Source organism: Marinobacter sp. SS8-8 (assembly GCF_030540945.1).
Lineage (GTDB): Bacteria > Pseudomonadota > Gammaproteobacteria > Pseudomonadales > Oleiphilaceae > Marinobacter.
The window spans coordinates 94251-109157 of the sequence record NZ_JASSVN010000003.1 but is presented as its reverse complement, the minus strand read 5'-3'; the positions used below and the strand labels follow the sequence as shown (position 1 = coordinate 109157).

General features: G+C 60.9%; 17 protein-coding genes. 6 read left to right on the top strand and 11 right to left on the bottom strand.

Annotation, left to right across the window (positions count from 1 at the left end; genetic code table 11):
* The 3 genes from ubiH to QPL96_RS04335 are packed head-to-tail and all read left to right on the top strand — an operon-like array spanning window position 1 to window position 3439.
* Complete coding sequence (gene ubiH / locus QPL96_RS04345; RefSeq protein WP_303285808.1) at window positions 1-1284, top strand: 2-octaprenyl-6-methoxyphenyl hydroxylase; 1284 nt, start codon at window positions 1-3, stop codon at window positions 1282-1284.
* The gene (locus QPL96_RS04340) at window positions 1277-2500 is read left to right on the top strand and encodes a UbiH/UbiF/VisC/COQ6 family ubiquinone biosynthesis hydroxylase (RefSeq protein WP_303285806.1); all 1224 of its coding nucleotides are present in this window, start codon (window positions 1277-1279) and stop codon (window positions 2498-2500) included. Before ubiH ends, QPL96_RS04340 begins: the two co-directional genes overlap by 8 nt.
* Window positions 2501-2524: 24 nt before the next feature.
* Window positions 2525-3439, top strand: a complete 915-nt coding sequence (locus QPL96_RS04335) for a DUF808 domain-containing protein (RefSeq protein ID WP_303285804.1) — start codon at window positions 2525-2527, stop codon at window positions 3437-3439.
* A 6-nt stretch (window positions 3440-3445) separates the two neighbouring features.
* Here QPL96_RS04335 and QPL96_RS04330 read toward each other — a convergent pair whose 3' ends face one another.
* From QPL96_RS04330 to ubiE, 9 genes are all read right to left on the bottom strand, one after another.
* On the bottom strand, window positions 3446-4165 hold the full coding sequence (locus QPL96_RS04330; protein WP_303285803.1) for a 16S rRNA (uracil(1498)-N(3))-methyltransferase: 720 nt from the start codon (window positions 4163-4165) through the stop codon (window positions 3446-3448).
* Window positions 4162-4947: a twin-arginine translocase subunit TatC gene (gene tatC, locus QPL96_RS04325; protein WP_303285801.1), complete on the bottom strand. Its 786-nt coding sequence runs from the start codon at window positions 4945-4947 to the stop codon at window positions 4162-4164. Before tatC ends, QPL96_RS04330 begins: the two co-directional genes overlap by 4 nt.
* Complete coding sequence (gene tatB / locus QPL96_RS04320; protein WP_303285800.1) at window positions 4944-5348, bottom strand: Sec-independent protein translocase protein TatB; 405 nt, start codon at window positions 5346-5348, stop codon at window positions 4944-4946. Before tatB ends, tatC begins: the two co-directional genes overlap by 4 nt.
* 11 nt (window positions 5349-5359) lie before the next feature.
* Entirely contained in the window at window positions 5360-5593 is a 234-nt protein-coding gene (gene tatA / locus QPL96_RS04315; RefSeq protein ID WP_117618526.1) for a twin-arginine translocase TatA/TatE family subunit, read from the bottom strand.
* 89 nt (window positions 5594-5682) lie between these two features.
* Window positions 5683-6012, bottom strand: a complete 330-nt coding sequence (locus tag QPL96_RS04310) for a phosphoribosyl-ATP diphosphatase (protein ID WP_303285798.1) — start codon at window positions 6010-6012, stop codon at window positions 5683-5685.
* A gap of 12 nt (window positions 6013-6024) precedes the next feature.
* Window positions 6025-6441 (bottom strand): phosphoribosyl-AMP cyclohydrolase, encoded by a 417-nt coding sequence (gene hisI / locus QPL96_RS04305; RefSeq protein WP_303285796.1) that lies wholly within the window; start codon window positions 6439-6441, stop codon window positions 6025-6027.
* Window positions 6442-6468: 27 nt separating this feature from the next.
* Window positions 6469-8112 (bottom strand): ubiquinone biosynthesis regulatory protein kinase UbiB, encoded by a 1644-nt coding sequence (gene ubiB, locus QPL96_RS04300; RefSeq protein ID WP_303285795.1) that lies wholly within the window; start codon window positions 8110-8112, stop codon window positions 6469-6471.
* Window positions 8109-8750 carry an SCP2 domain-containing protein gene (locus QPL96_RS04295; RefSeq protein WP_303285793.1) on the bottom strand — a complete coding sequence of 214 codons (642 nt, stop codon included), beginning with the start codon at window positions 8748-8750 and terminating at the stop codon, window positions 8109-8111. Before QPL96_RS04295 ends, ubiB begins: the two co-directional genes overlap by 4 nt.
* A complete protein-coding gene (ubiE, locus tag QPL96_RS04290; RefSeq protein WP_303285792.1) occupies window positions 8750-9541 on the bottom strand; it encodes a bifunctional demethylmenaquinone methyltransferase/2-methoxy-6-polyprenyl-1,4-benzoquinol methylase UbiE in 792 nt (263 codons plus the stop codon). Before ubiE ends, QPL96_RS04295 begins: the two co-directional genes overlap by 1 nt.
* Window positions 9542-9664: 123 nt before the next feature.
* Between ubiE and QPL96_RS04285 the strand changes: the two genes are divergently transcribed.
* Window positions 9665-9943: a polyhydroxyalkanoic acid system family protein gene (locus tag QPL96_RS04285; protein WP_303285791.1), complete on the top strand. Its 279-nt coding sequence runs from the start codon at window positions 9665-9667 to the stop codon at window positions 9941-9943.
* A 21-nt stretch (window positions 9944-9964) separates the two neighbouring features.
* Here QPL96_RS04285 and QPL96_RS04280 read toward each other — a convergent pair whose 3' ends face one another.
* A complete protein-coding gene (locus QPL96_RS04280) occupies window positions 9965-10714 on the bottom strand; it encodes a hypothetical protein (protein WP_303285790.1) in 750 nt (249 codons plus the stop codon).
* Between the two features lie 91 nt (window positions 10715-10805).
* Entirely contained in the window at window positions 10806-11729 is a 924-nt protein-coding gene (locus QPL96_RS04275; RefSeq protein WP_303285789.1) for an alpha/beta fold hydrolase, read from the bottom strand.
* A gap of 363 nt (window positions 11730-12092) precedes the next feature.
* Here QPL96_RS04275 and QPL96_RS04270 point away from each other — a divergent pair, with 363 nt between their 5' ends.
* On the top strand, window positions 12093-13538 hold the full coding sequence (locus QPL96_RS04270) for a WS/DGAT domain-containing protein (RefSeq protein ID WP_303285787.1): 1446 nt from the start codon (window positions 12093-12095) through the stop codon (window positions 13536-13538).
* Between the two features lie 171 nt (window positions 13539-13709).
* Window positions 13710-14822, top strand: coding sequence for a porin (locus QPL96_RS04265; RefSeq protein WP_303285786.1), 1113 nt, complete (start codon window positions 13710-13712; stop codon window positions 14820-14822).
* The last annotated feature ends 85 nt before the right edge of the window (window positions 14823-14907 follow it).

The following is a 14907-nucleotide window of genomic DNA, read 5'->3' as shown; positions in this document are numbered from 1 at the left end:
GTGACCAAGCCCGATACCGATCTGATCATTGCCGGCGGCGGCCTCGCCGGGGCAACGCTGGCGCTGGCGCTGGCCCGGGCGGTGCCGTCACTCCGTGTGACGGTGGTCGAGGCATTCCCGCTCTCGCCCGGGGCCCTGCCGGAAAGTTATCAGCCCAGCTACGATGCTCGTTCCACGGCGCTGGGGTGGGGTTCACGGCTGATCTTCGAAGAGCTCGGGCTCTGGCATCGGCTCGCCGGGCAGGCCACGCCGATCCGGCATATCTATGTTTCCGACCGGGGGCATTTCGGCGCCACCCGGTTGCATGCCGCCGAGCACGGTCAGGACGCACTGGGTTACGTGGTAGACAATCGCTGGATGGGCCTGTGCCTGATGCGTGAGTTGCTGGAAACCGGGGTTCAGTGGCGGGCGCCAGCGGACGTGACGGATATGACGCCGATGCCTGGGGGCGTCCGGGTGCAGCTGACCTCCGGTGACAAGGGCGCCTGTGAGCTGACTGCCCGGTGCCTGGTGGTCGCGGATGGTGGCCGCTCCGGGTTGCGGGAGAAACTTGGTTTCAGGGTCACTCGACATAGCTATGGCCAGAATGCCCTGATCGCCAACGTCTCCACCGGTGACAGTCATGGCTTTTCTGCCTTTGAGCGATTCACCGATGCCGGCCCCATGGCGTTGTTGCCCCACGGCTCCCCATCCCGTGCCGGCCATCAATCTGCGCTGGTATGGACGCTGACCGACGAGGCGCTGGCGGAGGTTCTGGAGTTTCCGGGTGAGGACAAATGCCGTCGGCTCCAGGAACGGTTCGGCTGGCGCCTGGGGCGATTTACCCACATCGGCACCTGCCATCACTATCCACTGGCGCTGACCACGGTAGACGAGCCCATCCGCCCCGGGGTCGCTCTGGTGGGCAACGCGGCCCATGCGCTTCACCCGGTGGCGGGGCAGGGCTTCAACCTGGCCTTGCGGGGCCTGATGACACTGGTGGAACAGTTCCGGCTGGCGGCAGAGCAGGGCAAATCTATTGGCGACCTGGATGTGCTCAGGCGGTATCAGTCGCTGCATCGGCAGGACTGGCAGCAGACGGTCCGGTTCTCGGATTCACTGGTGCGGGTGTTCGGGCAGTCGATGCCGCCGATCACCGCCGCCCGGGATGCGGGGCTGGTGGGGCTTGATCTTCTGCCCGGTGCAAAGCGCTGGTTTGCCCGCAAGGCCATGGGCCTCGGCGGCCGGCGAGCCGTGATCGACCGGCCAGGTAATGTAAACCGGGAAGTGACACGCCATGAGTGAGACAAAAACCTTCGATATCCTGGTGGTCGGTGGCGGCATGATTGGCTCGGCCCTCGCCCTTGGCCTGTCCCGCCAGGGCTGGCATGTGGGCCTGGTTGAGGGGGCTGGGCACAAGGCACTGGTTCAGGCGCCGGATCCGGCGAAAACCGTGGCGGATTTTGAACCCCGGGTCAGTGCCATTTCGGTTGCCAGCCAGAAGTTGCTGGAGCAACTCGGAGTGTGGTCCGCAATCACTGCTGGCCGCCATTGCCCGTATCAGACCATGACCGTCTGGGATGGCGACGGTACTGGCCGCATAGAATTCGATGCGGCCGAACTCCAGGCTCGGGCCCTTGGTACCATCATCGAGAACCGAAGCATCGTGCGGGCCCTGTTTTCAGCCCTGGTCGAAAGCCCTGCTGAGCTGATCGACGGTGCGACCATGACCGGCTGCCAGCGGGTTTCCGGCGGTTGTCGTGTGGAACTTGAGGATGGCCGCACGCTGGCTGCCCATCTGGTGGTGGGCTGCGACGGCGCTAACTCCCGCTTGCGTCAGTGGGTGGGCCTGCCAACCCGGGAATGGGACTACGACCAGCAGGCTATCGTGTGCACGGTGCGTACCAGCCAGAGCCACCGGTTTACCGCCTGGCAGCGGTTTTCACTGACCGGGCCACTGGCGTTCCTGCCCCTGCTGACCGAATCCGGAGATGAGCATTTCTGTTCCATTGTCTGGTCCCAGGACACCGAGGAGGCCCGTCGGCTGATGGCGCTAGGCGACAGCGAATTCGCTGCCGAGCTTGAGCGGGCCATTGAGCGTGAGCTGGGGGTAGTTGAAGCGGTTTCCAGCCGGTTTGCCTTCCCGCTTCGCCAACGCCACGCCAAGAACTACATTGCCCCCGGTTTCGTCCTGGTGGGGGACGCCGCCCATACCATCCACCCGCTGGCCGGGCAGGGCGCCAATCTCGGTTATGGTGATGTCCGCGCCCTGCTGGATGAACTCTCGCGGGCCCGGCAGTCCGGCCTGGACCCGGCCAACGCCCTGGTCCTGGAGCGCTATCAGCGTCGCCGGAAAGGTGAAAATCTCACCATGATGGCCACGATGGAAGCATTCAGGCAGCTGTTTGGCCGCGACGAACTGCCGGTGCGCTGGCTACGGAACACCGGCATGCGCTGGCTCAATCAGCTGGGGCCGGTCAAGAACCGGATCGCCGCCGAGGCCATGGGGCTAACTACCTGATACGCATCAACAAAGGAATGCTCAATGGCAGGAAGCAGTTTACTCATACTGATTGATGACATCGCCACGGTGCTGGACGATGTTGCCCTGATGACCAAAGCCGCAACGAAAAAAACGGCGGGTGTTCTGGGTGACGACCTGGCGCTGAATGCCCAGCAGGTGACCGGGGTAAAACCGGCCCGGGAACTGCCGGTGGTGTGGGCCGTGGCCCGGGGCTCCATGATCAACAAGGCGGTACTGGTGCCTGCGGCCCTGGCAATCAGCTTCTTCATGCCCTGGCTGGTCACGCCGCTGCTGATGCTTGGGGGTGCGTTCCTGTGTTTCGAGGGCTTTGAAAAGCTGGTGCACAAGTTCCTGCACCGGGACGAGGATCAGAAGCGCAAGACGGAACTGCACGAGGCCCTGAAGAACCCTGGCGTGGACCTTCGCGCGGTGGAGAAGGACAAAATCAAGGGCGCCATCCGGACCGATTTTATTCTCTCCGCCGAGATTATTGCCATCACTTTGGGCACCGTATCCACCCAGACCATTGGCATGCAGTTCATGGTGCTGGCGGTGGTTGCCATCATAATCACAGTCGCCGTTTATGGCCTGGTGGCGGGTATCGTCAAGCTGGACGACGGAGGGCTGTACCTCAGCCAGAAAGACAACCCGATCTTACAGTGGCTGGGTGAGGGGATACTGTGGCTGGCGCCGTATCTGATGAAAACACTGTCGGTGCTCGGCACTCTGGCCATGTTCCTGGTGGGCGGTGGTATTCTCATCCATGGTTTTACGCCGGTTTACGATGCCATTCATCATTTTGCCGAGGGCTTTGGCGGCATGGCCGGGGCACTGATTCCCACCGTTGCGAACGGTCTTTTCGGTGTTCTGGCCGGGGCGGTTCTGGTGGCGGTGATTACACCCCTGGTCCGATGGTGGCAGGCACGGCCAGCCTGACCGGCCCTACAGGCAGGCGTCAAACAGCCTGCTGACCAGAACCGTTACAGCGGTTTCCACGCGCAGAATCCGGGGGCCAAGATGGATACCCTGGCAGCCGGCCTCTTCCAGTTTGCCCACTTCATAAGCGGTAAAGCCACCTTCCGGGCCAACGCACAGGGCAGTTGCCTGGTTCAGGTGAACCGGGCAGGGTGTGCTGGTTCCGGGGTGAGCCACCAGGGCCTGCCGGCCTTTCAGCAGCGCCGGCAATTCATCCTCCACGAAGGGCTTGAACAGCTTGCGGATCTGCACCCGGGGCATTCGGGTGTCTTTTGCCTGTTCCAGCCCCAGGGTGAGGTTTCCCCTCACCTGCTCTTCAGACAGCCAGGGGGTTTGCCAGAAGCTTTTTTCCACCTTGTAGCTGTTGATCAGCCAGATGTCCTTTACGCCCAGGGTAGCGCAGGTTTGCAGTATCCGCCGGAACATCTTTGGCCGGGGCATGGCCAGGATCAGCGTGAGAGGAAGGGGGGGCGGCGGCGTGTGATCCAGTGTCACCCGGAGTTCGGCTTCGGTATCCGTGAGTCTCAGAACCTCGCCGATCCCCATGTTGCCACCGGCCCGGCCAACGGGCACCGAGTCACCGGCAGCCACCTTGATAACGGACTTCAGATGGGCGAGGCGGCGTCCGCGCAGGATCACCCGGTCAGGGCCGACGAAGTCGTCGTCGAACAGTAACGCCAGGTTCATTCGCCGGCAGGCTCGTCGGCTTCTGGTTCCGCCACTTCGCGTCTCGCCAGACGGCCAAACAGGATGCCAATCTCGAACAGGATCCACATAGGCACGGCCAAAAGGGTCTGGGAGATGATATCCGGCGGGGTCAGCAGCATGCCGATGATGAAGCAGCCAACAACAACATAGGGTCGCTTCGCGGCCAGGTCATCCGCTGTGGTGGCGCCGGTCAGAATCAGCAGGACGGTGGCGATGGGAATCTCGAAGGCCACACCGAAGGCGAAGAACATTTTCAGCACGAAATTCAGGTAGCTGCTGATGTCGGGCAGTTCAACAATGCCTTCCGGGCCGATGGCGGTGAAGAAACTGAACACCAGGGGGAACACCACGTAATAGGCGAAAGCGGCACCCAGGTAAAACAGCAGCACCGAGGTAAACAGCAGCGGGAAGGCCAGACGTTTCTCATGGGCATAAAGCCCGGGAGCCACAAAGCTCCAGAGCTGGTAAAGAATAATGGGAATGGCGGCAAACACCGACAGCACCAGCGCCAGCTTCAGGGGGGCGAAGAAGGGCGAGGTGACGTCAGTTGCGATCATGGTCTGGCCGACCGGCAGCAACGAACGAATGGGCTCGGATAGCCACAGGTACAGTTCATTGGCGAACGGGTAAATCGCTGCAAAGCAGATGATCACCGCCAGAACCATTTTCAGCAGGCGGTTGCGAAGTTCCAGCAAGTGCTCAACCAGGGGCATTTCCTGGTGTTCCGGAGGCATCTGACTGCCGTCTGGCTTTGCATTCATGAACGGTTATCCGGCGGGCTTTGCGGGGTGTCTGGCTGATCGGTGGCGTTGCTGTCCCTGGTGTCACCGGCTACCCGGGGGGTCTCGGGGGCTGGCGCTGGCTTTTTGGTCTCGCTCTCAGGCAGGATCATGTGCTCGTATTTTTTGGCTTCGTCCAGGGCGTTGCGCACGGTTTTCTGCACGTCGTCCAGGCCAACATCCCCGGCCTTGCGAAGTTCTTCACGGAGTTCGTCGGCTTTTAGCTGCCGGTCCAGTTCCGAGGTGAACTGGCTGACCATGCGCCGGGCAGCGCCTACCCAGCGCCCGGCGGCGCGGGCAGCCGAGGGCAGCCGTTCGGGGCCAAGCACCAACAGCGCAATGATGCCACTGACCACTAGCTCAAGAAAGCCGATATCGAACATTCAGCCAGGTCTCAGCTGTGGGATTTGTCCCGGGGCTTGTCTTCAGCCGCCGGTTGCGGCTGCTCTTCGGTCTTGCCTTCCAGGGAGTCCGGATTCTCGGTCTTGGAGTCCTCGTCGCTCATGGACTTCTTGAAGCCGCGAATGGCGCCACCCAGGTCGCTGCCGATGTTGCGCAGTTTCTTGGTTCCGAATAACAGAATGACAATGCCGAGTACGATAAGTAATTGCCAGATGCTGATACCCATTACGGGGTCCTCGTTTTAATGTTTCCGTTCCATGCTATTGTACGTTACCAGAACCGGTTCCCGGAAACCCCCGTTGGGGGTATTGCCGGTCACCTGTCCCGTGACGCTTTTTCGTCGAGCCCTGACAGGTCGAACCGGCTGGCCAGTTCGTCCAGGACATCCTTTGGGCTGAGCCCGAAGCTGGACAGCATCACCAGGCTATGGAACCACAGGTCTGCGGTTTCATAGACCACATCCCGGGTTTCACCGGAATGTTCTGCGTCCTTAGCCGCCAACAGGGTCTCCGTGCATTCCTCTCCTACCTTTTCCAGGATCTTGTTCAGACCCTTGGCATGGAGACTGGCCACGTAGGACGTTTCCGGGTCCGCTTCCTTCCGGGCTTCCAGAACCCTGGCCAGGTTTTCCAGTATGTCGCTCACTGTCCGTGCTCCTCAGTTGCTGCCGTAAATGGCGTCCGGGTCTTTGATCACCGGGTCAGCGCTGACCCATTGGCCGTCTTTCAGGGACCGGTAAAAGCAGCTGCGTCTGCCGGTATGGCAGGCGATGCCACCTTTTTGTTCCACCTTCAGCAGAATGACATCCTCGTCGCAGTCCAGTCGGATATCCCGGATCAGCTGTTCATGGCCGGACGTTTCGCCCTTGCGCCAGAGTTGGCCCCGGGAGCGGGACCAGTACACTGCATGGCCCTCTTCGGCGGTCAGCCTCAGGGATTCACGGTTCATCCAGGCCATCATCAGGATATCGCCGGTTTCGGCGTCCTGGGCAATGGCTGGCACCAGGCCTTCCGGTGTCCAGCGGACAGTATCCAGCCAGTCAGGAGTCTCGACGTTATTGGAGCGATCTTGCATATTTGTGAATCCTGAAATCTCTATCGGTTATCGGCCGCCCCGGAGCACCAGCCCGCCGGCAATGGCGAACAGTGCCCATCCCCAGGCGGGCAGCGCTTCAACCCACAGCCGCGACTCGGGTTGGGTGCCGGCCAGTGCTCCGGCAACCAGTAGTGCGGCTACAGCGGTTCTGCGCCAGCGCCGCTCGGTACGGAGCTGCTGTTCCCGGAGCAGTTCCAGTGTAGCCCGATTCTGCTGCTCTGTGGGGCCGGCATGTCGCAGTTGCAGCAGCGCGTCGTGCACCAGTTGAGGCATCTCCGGCGACTGCTCGAGCCAGGACGGCAAGTGCGATTGCAATGACCTGATCAGTGCGGATGGTCCAGTGCGCTTGCGCATCCAGGTTTCCAGGAACGGCTGGGCCGTGCTCCAGAGGTCCAGCTCCGGATAGAGCTGGCGGCCCAGGCCCTCGACGTTCAGCAGGGTTTTCTGCAACAGCACCAGTTGCGGTTGAACTTCCATGTTGAACCGCCTTGCGGTCTGGAACAGGCGCAGCAGGAAGTGACCGAACGAAATGTCTTTCAGGGGCTTTTCGAAGATGGGCTCGCAAACGGTGCGGATGGCAGCCTCAAACTCGTTAACCCGGGTGTCCGGTGGTACCCAGCCGGACTGAATGTGCAACTGCGCCACCTGGCGGTAATCGCGGCGGAAAAAGGCCAGCAGGTTGCGGGCCAGGTAGCTCTGGTCATCCGGTGCCAGGGTACCGACAATGCCAAAATCGATGGCGATGTAACGGGGATCGGCCGGATTGGAGACATCCACGAAAATATTGCCGGGGTGCATGTCGGCGTGGAAGAAGCTGTCCCGGAACACCTGGGTAAAGAAGATCTCCACGCCTTTTTCCGCGAGAACTTTCATATCCGCACCGGCCGCCTTGAGGGCGGCGGTATCGGCGATGGGAATGCCGTGAACGCGTTCCATCACCAGCACGGTTTTGCGGGTGTAGTCCCAGTCAATGAATGGAATATAAATCAGTGAGGAATTCTCGAAATTCCGGCGCAGTTGGCTGGCATTGGCGGCTTCCCGCTGCAGGTCCAGCTCATCGTGGATGGTGGAGTCGTAATCTTCCACTACCTCCACCGGATGCAGGCGTTTGCCTTCGGACCAGTATTTTTCCAGTAGCCCGGCCATCAGGTACATCAGGGCCAGATCCTGGCGAATGACTTTTTCGATGCCGGGGCGCAATACCTTGACCACGACCTTCTGGCCGTTACGCAATGTCGCGGCATGTACCTGGGCCACGGACGCCGAGGCCATCGGGTCCGGGCTGAATTGGGCAAACAGGTCCGCTACCGGGGCGCCCAGGGAGGTTTCGATAATGCCCCGGGCTTGGTCGCTGGGAAACGGCGGCACGCGGTCCTGTAGGGTTTTCAGGGATTCGGCCATGTCATCCGGTAGCAGGTCTCGCCGTGTGGAGAGTATCTGGCCAAACTTGACGAATACCGGCCCCAGTTCCTCCAGTGCCAGGCGCAAGCGGTCTCCGCGGCTCAGCCTGGGTTGGGGGAACAGGTGCCAGGGCGCCAGCAGGAAGAACACCTTCAGCGGTGCCGGCAGCTCGGAAAGGGGCAGGAACGTGTCCAGCCGGTAACGACAGAATACCCAGGCAATTCGGAACAGGCGTTGCAGGCGGGTCACAGGCTCTCCGGTTCGTCAGTGGTGCCGCGATTTTCCATAAGGTTGAGCCGGGCCTCCAGCCGCTCGGTGCGCAGGTTCAGTTCGTCGATATCCTCGAACGCCGCTTCCAGTTCCCTTCGCCCTGGCAGGGTGCGGCTCTCCTCATGCACATACTCTTCGATGTTGGCATTGAGGGAATGAAACGCCTGCCGGCTCCAGCGGATCGCGCCGCGAATGCGCTTGCCGAGAAAGTGTGCGGGCACATCGCCGACATGTCTCGCCATGGCGGCTTCCCAGTCCGGTTCAAGCTGGTTCAGGGCATGCTGAAGCTGGTGGGCCAGCGCGGTGTCGCCGGTCACTTCAAGGCGGCCATCGGCGAAGACGCGATCATCACCGGTGGCCAGTGCCGCAAAGGCGATGGGTTTGCCGGTGATCTCCAGGGCCGGTCGTTCCGCCGGCTGGCTGCCAACCCGGACCCTGTCTCCGGCCCGGTCCAGGGTGTAGCTCAGGGATACCGGATCGGTGATGTTGAACTGCACCGGGCCCGCCAGTGCCTCCATCAGTGCACGATGCCCCGCCGGATCCAGTTCCAGTGCCCGGTTCAGGGCGAGTTCCAGGATGGCTGTGATGGCAGAGAGCAGGGTGGGGCCAGGAAACATCAGGGCTTGATTCCCACGTGCAGGGCGACAATGCCGCCGGTCATGTTGTAGTACTTGCAGTTCACCAGGCCGGCGTCTTCCATCATGCCCTTCAGCGTTTCCTGGTCCGGATGCATGCGGATGGACTCGGCCAGGTACTTGTAGCTTTCGCTGTCACCGGCGATAAGCTGGCCCATCAGCGGCAGTGCGGAGAACGAGTAGGTATCGTAAGCCTTGCTCAGTAGCGGATTGGTGGGCTTGGAAAACTCCAGGATCATCAGCTTGCCGCCCGGCCTGAGAACCCGGGTCATGTCCCGCAGAGCCTGGTCCTTGTCGGTAACGTTACGCAGCCCGAACGCGATGGACACCGCGTTGAAGTGGTTGTCCGGGAACGGCAGGTGCTCGGCATCGGCCTGGACATACTCGATGTTGCCGGCGTATCCCCGGTCCGTCAGCCGGCTGCGCCCGACCTGCAGCATGGAGGCGTTGATGTCGGCCAGCACAACCTTCCCGGAGGGGCCCACCAGGTCCGAGAATTTCATGGTCAGATCGCCGGTGCCGCCAGCGATGTCCAGTACCTGGTGGCCCGGCCGCACGCCGGAAAGCTCGATGGTGAAGCGTTTCCAGAGCCGGTGGATCCCCATGGACATCAGGTCGTTCATGAGGTCGTACTTGCCGGCCACGCTGTGGAACACCTCGGCCACCTGGCTCGCCTTCTGGCTCTTGGGCACATTGCGGAAGCCGAAGTGGGTGACCTCGTCCTGGCCGTTGCTGTGTCCAGCCCGGCTGGCTGGCGTTTGCTGCTCGCTCATGGGGGTGTCCTGTCAGAATTTGAACCCGTATTCTAACCGTTGACGGGGTTGCTACAAGGGTGGCGGTGAGTTTAATCGCACCCTAAACTGTAAATCCGCCCAAAGTTAAGAGAAAACTGATTCATGTCTGTTATTGACGTACACCGCCCGCACGACCTGGATAAAGAACACGCACGGCAGGCTGCCGAAGCCCTGGCACAGGATCTGTCCAGCCAGTTCGACGTGCATTATCAGTGGGAGGGCGACCATCTGAAATTCAGGCGCAGTGGCGTCAAGGGGCACCTGAACATTACCCCGACGGATCTGCATATCCACCTGGAGCTGGGCATGATGCTGCGGCCCTTCAAGTCGCGGATCGAGCGGGAAATTCATTCCCAGCTTGACCAGATCATCAAGGCCTGAGGAGAAGGCTTGCCGAGGCTGTTACAGGTCGCCCGGCAGGCTGAAAGGCTCCGGGTGACCAGCTAAGATGTTACGCATTACCTGCTGCTCCCGGGTAACCAGCCGGTTGATCAGTAACTTCACATCAGTCATTTTCCGGAACGCCGAGTAGCCCCGGTGCAGAAAGCTGTGCAGATCGGTGAGATCGGCCATTTCCGCCGGGGCGCGGCTCATGGACAGCAACCAGCCCAAGGTGCGGTTGCGGACGTAATGGTCAAGTTGCTGGCCGACGTCCGCCACCAGGGTAATCTGCTTTTTTCTTTGATCCAGCCGTTCGCTGGCCCGGTAGGCGATGCAGTAGCGCTCGATGGTCAGCGAGTCGGCCGGTGTTCCTTGTTGGTGGCAAAGCTCTGCCAGCTCCAGGTCCAGTTGCTGGGTGATCAGGTTCAGCTCGACCAGGCCGGCAAAGGTGTCCAGCAGGTTATCCGGCAACCACTTCACCATCCTGGGAAATACCCGGTCGATATTGTCATCCCGTCGGGTTACCCAGGCCGGCGCATAAAGATCGGTCAGCAGAAACTCCAGGCCGTGATAGTAACCGGGGTGCTGGTAGAGGTCGAGGTGGGTCGCTTTCAGGCGCTCTGCCTGCCAGCCGGCCACCCGGGAGCTACTTTCGAGCAACGGATGTGCCGCTTTGGACTGGCGGAAATCGTGATAGTCCAGCAGCCGCAGCCGCAGCCGGCGAGCGCTTTCAGAGCGGACTTCGGTCGCGACAAGGCGCTCACGATACATGGGGGCTGACTCCACTGAACCTGATGATAAAGGGGGATGTGGCGTAGTTTAGCGGAGCTGCTCAGGTCTTGCAGTAACGTCGGGCAGGGCGCTACCCCTGGGCGGCCGCTGGCAGGGTTTCAAAGCCAGGTACCCATTCCTTGCTGTCGAGTGTAATAAAATGGCTCGGAGCTTCGGTTTCCACGATTCTCATGGTGGTCGGGCTCTGGCGGGCACTGGCCAGCATGGAGGAGCGATCAAGAATGCGGTCCACCGCTGGAATCAGGAAGGTGCCGTGGCGGACGTGGTTATAGATGCTGGTGTCGGTGCGCGCCATCCAGTCCATGATGTTCTCGATGTTGCGAACGATGGTCAGATGGTCTTTGGTGGCGGAGAACAGTTTACCCAGCAGCAGCTTCTTCCGCGGATTCATCTTGCCGAAGAAGGTCTGTCCGTAGGCCGAAGAGGGCGCGCTGTTGATCAGGCGGATCAGCCAGGGCCACATGCCGTGGCTGACGGGTTCCAGAAGGGTGGTGACCAGCGCATGAAGTCTGCCCTGGGGCAATACCGGCGCTTCCAGTACCACTTCCATATCTTCAAAAAGCTCCGGCCATTGCCGGATGGCCTCCAGAATCACCGCCCCGCCCCGTGAATGGCCGTGCACCCGAACATTCCGGGTGCTGGGCAGGTTAGACAGGGCCTGGTTCAGAATGCAGGCATCGTACTCGATGGTGCCTTCCAGATGCCTGATGGGCACCTCCCAGTCCGGGGCTTCCGGGGTAATGCCGTTGACCGGGATATGGTAGTTGCTGCAGGTAAGCAGGATGAGTTCGGTGGTGGGCGCTTCGTAAGCCTGGGTGAAGTAACAGTGATTTTCCAGAAAACCGTGTACGCCGACGACGGTCTGTTCCGCCTCGCCGCTGTGGTTGCGTACGGAAACAGCGCCCTTGCCAACGCGGTAGACCTGCCCCGAAAACATTTCCGAGTAGGCGCTTTCTATCGGTTTTATCAGCTTGCGAACATGGCTCGCTTTCATGACTGCTCTCCCCCAGCACGGCAATGGCCTGTTATTGGAATTTGAGTGTGCTGGTAACTCTTGTGTCTGACGCTTGCTGTGCCTGACTCTTGTGCCGGTACCCGCTATACCCCGACCGGGCCAACGAGTTATTGGCGCTGGTTACCGGTTTTACGGTCTCCCACAGCCAACCGATGACTGGTTCGGGTGTTTAATAACCATTGCATTAAGGCTTATAACCAGTATAGGGCGGAACAGTTACTCGCGTGTAATTTTTTGTAACAGTGAGAACCTGTGCCACCTATGGAGCCTGCGGGGCTTGTCTGGCACAATGCGGGGTTCGGTTTTTACTTGCCATCACCATTCTTCCGGGGACGTTCGGGTTTGAGTCACGAGCAAACGCACCTTCTGCTACCTGCGGATTCGGCCTGGCTGGCCCTGGAGCGCCCGGAAAACCCCATGACCATCACCGTGATGCTGCGGGTGGATGGCCTCACGGCGCCACGCTTCCGGGAATTTCTCAGGGTTTACTGGATGGCCTGGGAGCGTTTCCGGTACCTGCCGGTCAAGCGCCCGCCGGCCTGGTGGTGGGAGCCGGATCCGATGTTCGATACCCGGCATCATCTCGACGTGGTGGTGGACCGCTTTGCGCCGGAGACGCTCCAGGAATGGGTATCGGCCCGGCTGAACCAGCCGCTGCCCATGTACCGCCCGCTCTGGAAATTCTGGCTGGCCCCGAATGCCGAGGGCGGCGCCGTGCTGTTGCTGCGCATTCACCATTGCTATGCCGATGGCCTGTCGCTGTTGGGAATCTTTGATCGCCTGTGTCCGCCATCGCCCCAGCAGCATCCGGCTATTTACGGCGCGGCGGAAACCGCCGAATTGGCACGCTGGACCTCGGCGGCGAAGGCCTGGCTGGAACCGTTGGTGGCAACAGAGCGGTCTTCGGAGGGGTCCGGTGGCGGCCCCGGGCCGGATGATGCCAGTGGGAATCAATGGCAGGGCACAGGCCGACTGCTGGAGCGGGTGGCCCGGAAGAGTCTGAGGCTGGCGCACGAGTTCTCGGAATTCCTGGTGGAGCCGGAAGATACGGTGACGGATCTCAGGCGGCCGCTGTTGGGGCGCCGGCACTGCCGCTGGTCCGATCCGGTGCCGCTGGATCGTTTTCGTGCTATTGCCAGGGCCACCAATGTCACCATTAATGACGTGTTGCTCAGCTGTGTGGCAGCGGCAGTCCGGACCCGCCTGGGTATTGAAGGCGAAGATCTGGACGAGGCGATTCTCCACGCCGCGGTCCCTGTTGATATCCGCAGCCGGCTGCCGGAAGAATTGCAGCCGGCGCCCGGCGCCCTGGGAAACTATTTCGGCACCGTGTTTGTGCCTCTGCCGGTGGATGGCGAAAGCCCGCTGGAGCGCCTCTATCGCATCAAACATGAAACCCGCAGGCTCAAAAAGAGCTGGCAACCCGGCATTGCCTGGGGGCTGGCGGCCAGTGCCACGGTGATTCCTGAGCCCTGGCGGCAGCCGGTTGCTGACGTGTTCTACCGCAAGGCCAGTGCGGTGGTTTCCAACGTGCCCGGTACCGCAGAGGCCCGTTACATTGCCGGTTGCCGGATTAATGAGCAGATGTTCTGGGTACCCCAGGCCGGAAACATCGGCCTGGGCATCAGCATTGTCAGCTACGCTGGACAGGTGCAGTTCGGCGTGGTCGCCGACGAGGCAGTGATGGCGGATCCAGAGGATTTCCTCAACGATTGCCTGCGGGAGCTGGCACAGTTTCCCGGTGGCCTCTCCGGCGGCTTTCCTGACGGTTTTTCCGACAAGTACTAATCCCAAAGTTTCATTTCAAGTGCCTCCCAAATGAGCAGAAAACCTGCTCTCTGGGCGCATTTCCCTCCCCTCCCGCATAACCGACCATGGAATTCAGGCGACAGACCGTGCCTGGAGTGTCCGGGTAAACCAGAGCTCCGATCCCAGATTTCCAAAACAACCGGGGGAACTATGAAAAACAACAACTTCAGAAAGTCAGGGTTAGCCATTGCCATGGCAGCGGCCATGGGGGCCAGCGCCGGCGTCAATGCCGCCATTGAGCTGTACAACCAGGACGGCAACAGCTTTTCCGTTGACGGTTACTTCAATGCCTTCTACGTAAACCGTGACGACAAACTGAACGATGTCCGCGATTCACGCGTCAAGATGGGCTTTCTGCCCAACACCATCGGCTTCAACTTCAGCAAGGACATGGGTGACCTGACCCTTGGCGGGCGGTCTTCGTTCTGGACCACCATCAATGACAGCCTGGGCGCAGATGCTGGCACGGCGACGGATACGCAGATTGATGTGCGGCAGTTCTACGCTACCGTAGACGGTGATTTCGGCCAGGTACTGATCGGCAAGGACTTTGGCCTGTACGCTCGTTCAAATATCTTCCTGGACGAGATCCTGATGGGGGTCGGGTCACCGGGCCTGGAGGGCGGTGTTTCCTTCGGCAACATTCGCGCCGGCTATCCGTATCCGACACCCTCCGCCCAGATTACCTATCGCTCGCCGGATATGAGTGGCTTCAAGGTGGCAGCCGGTGTCCTGGATCCGGCCGATACGGTTACCGGTGCTAACGACGAGAACTCAGCGCCCCGTTTTGAGTCCGAAATCACCTACAACGCCAACCTCAAGGACATAGCCCTCACCGGCTGGGTGAACGGCCGTTACCAGTCGGCTGAAAACGGCGCTACCACCGTTGACAGCACCGGCCTTGGCTACGGCTTGAAGGCATCGGTTGCGGGGCTCACCCTGGCAGCCTCCGGCTTCACTTCCAAAGGTGACAACCCTGTCCTGATCGGTAATGGCGCGGTGACCGAAGACAATGCGGATGGCTTCCTGGTTCAGGGCTCCTACGCATTCGGAGCCAACCGTGTTGTCCTGTCGTATGGCGAGACAGATGCGGAAATCCTGAACCTGGAAACGGAAAGCACGACCCTTGGCTTCTTTCATGACGTCAACAGTAACTTCAAGCTGGTTGCCGAGTACAACATGTATGAAGACAACAACCGCACCACGGGTGTAACAACCACTGAGGTCGACACCATCGCCCTCGGCGCCATCGTCATGTTTTAAGGCGTCGCCAGCCGCCGGGGTGGCAGGAGCGCCTTTCCGGCGGTGGGTTGCTAAGACTAAAGTGCCGGTTTGCCCCTGCGGAAAC

Coding starts and splice junctions, on each gene's coding strand:
- QPL96_RS04340 (WP_303285806.1), top strand. CDS start 1,277: ATGAGTGAGACAAAAACCTTCGATATCCTGGTGGTCGGTGGCGGCATG.
- QPL96_RS04335 (WP_303285804.1), top strand. CDS start 2,525: ATGGCAGGAAGCAGTTTACTCATACTGATTGATGACATCGCCACGGTG.
- QPL96_RS04330 (WP_303285803.1), bottom strand. CDS start 4,165: ATGAACCTGGCGTTACTGTTCGACGACGACTTCGTCGGCCCTGACCGG.
- tatC (WP_303285801.1), bottom strand. CDS start 4,947: ATGAATGCAAAGCCAGACGGCAGTCAGATGCCTCCGGAACACCAGGAA.
- tatB (WP_303285800.1), bottom strand. CDS start 5,348: ATGTTCGATATCGGCTTTCTTGAGCTAGTGGTCAGTGGCATCATTGCG.
- tatA (WP_117618526.1), bottom strand. CDS start 5,593: ATGGGTATCAGCATCTGGCAATTACTTATCGTACTCGGCATTGTCATT.
- hisI (WP_303285796.1), bottom strand. CDS start 6,441: ATGCAAGATCGCTCCAATAACGTCGAGACTCCTGACTGGCTGGATACT.
- QPL96_RS04295 (WP_303285793.1), bottom strand. CDS start 8,750: ATGTTTCCTGGCCCCACCCTGCTCTCTGCCATCACAGCCATCCTGGAA.
- ubiE (WP_303285792.1), bottom strand. CDS start 9,541: ATGAGCGAGCAGCAAACGCCAGCCAGCCGGGCTGGACACAGCAACGGC.
- QPL96_RS04285 (WP_303285791.1), top strand. CDS start 9,665: ATGTCTGTTATTGACGTACACCGCCCGCACGACCTGGATAAAGAACAC.
- QPL96_RS04280 (WP_303285790.1), bottom strand. CDS start 10,714: ATGTATCGTGAGCGCCTTGTCGCGACCGAAGTCCGCTCTGAAAGCGCT.
- QPL96_RS04275 (WP_303285789.1), bottom strand. CDS start 11,729: ATGAAAGCGAGCCATGTTCGCAAGCTGATAAAACCGATAGAAAGCGCC.
- QPL96_RS04265 (WP_303285786.1), top strand. CDS start 13,710: ATGAAAAACAACAACTTCAGAAAGTCAGGGTTAGCCATTGCCATGGCA.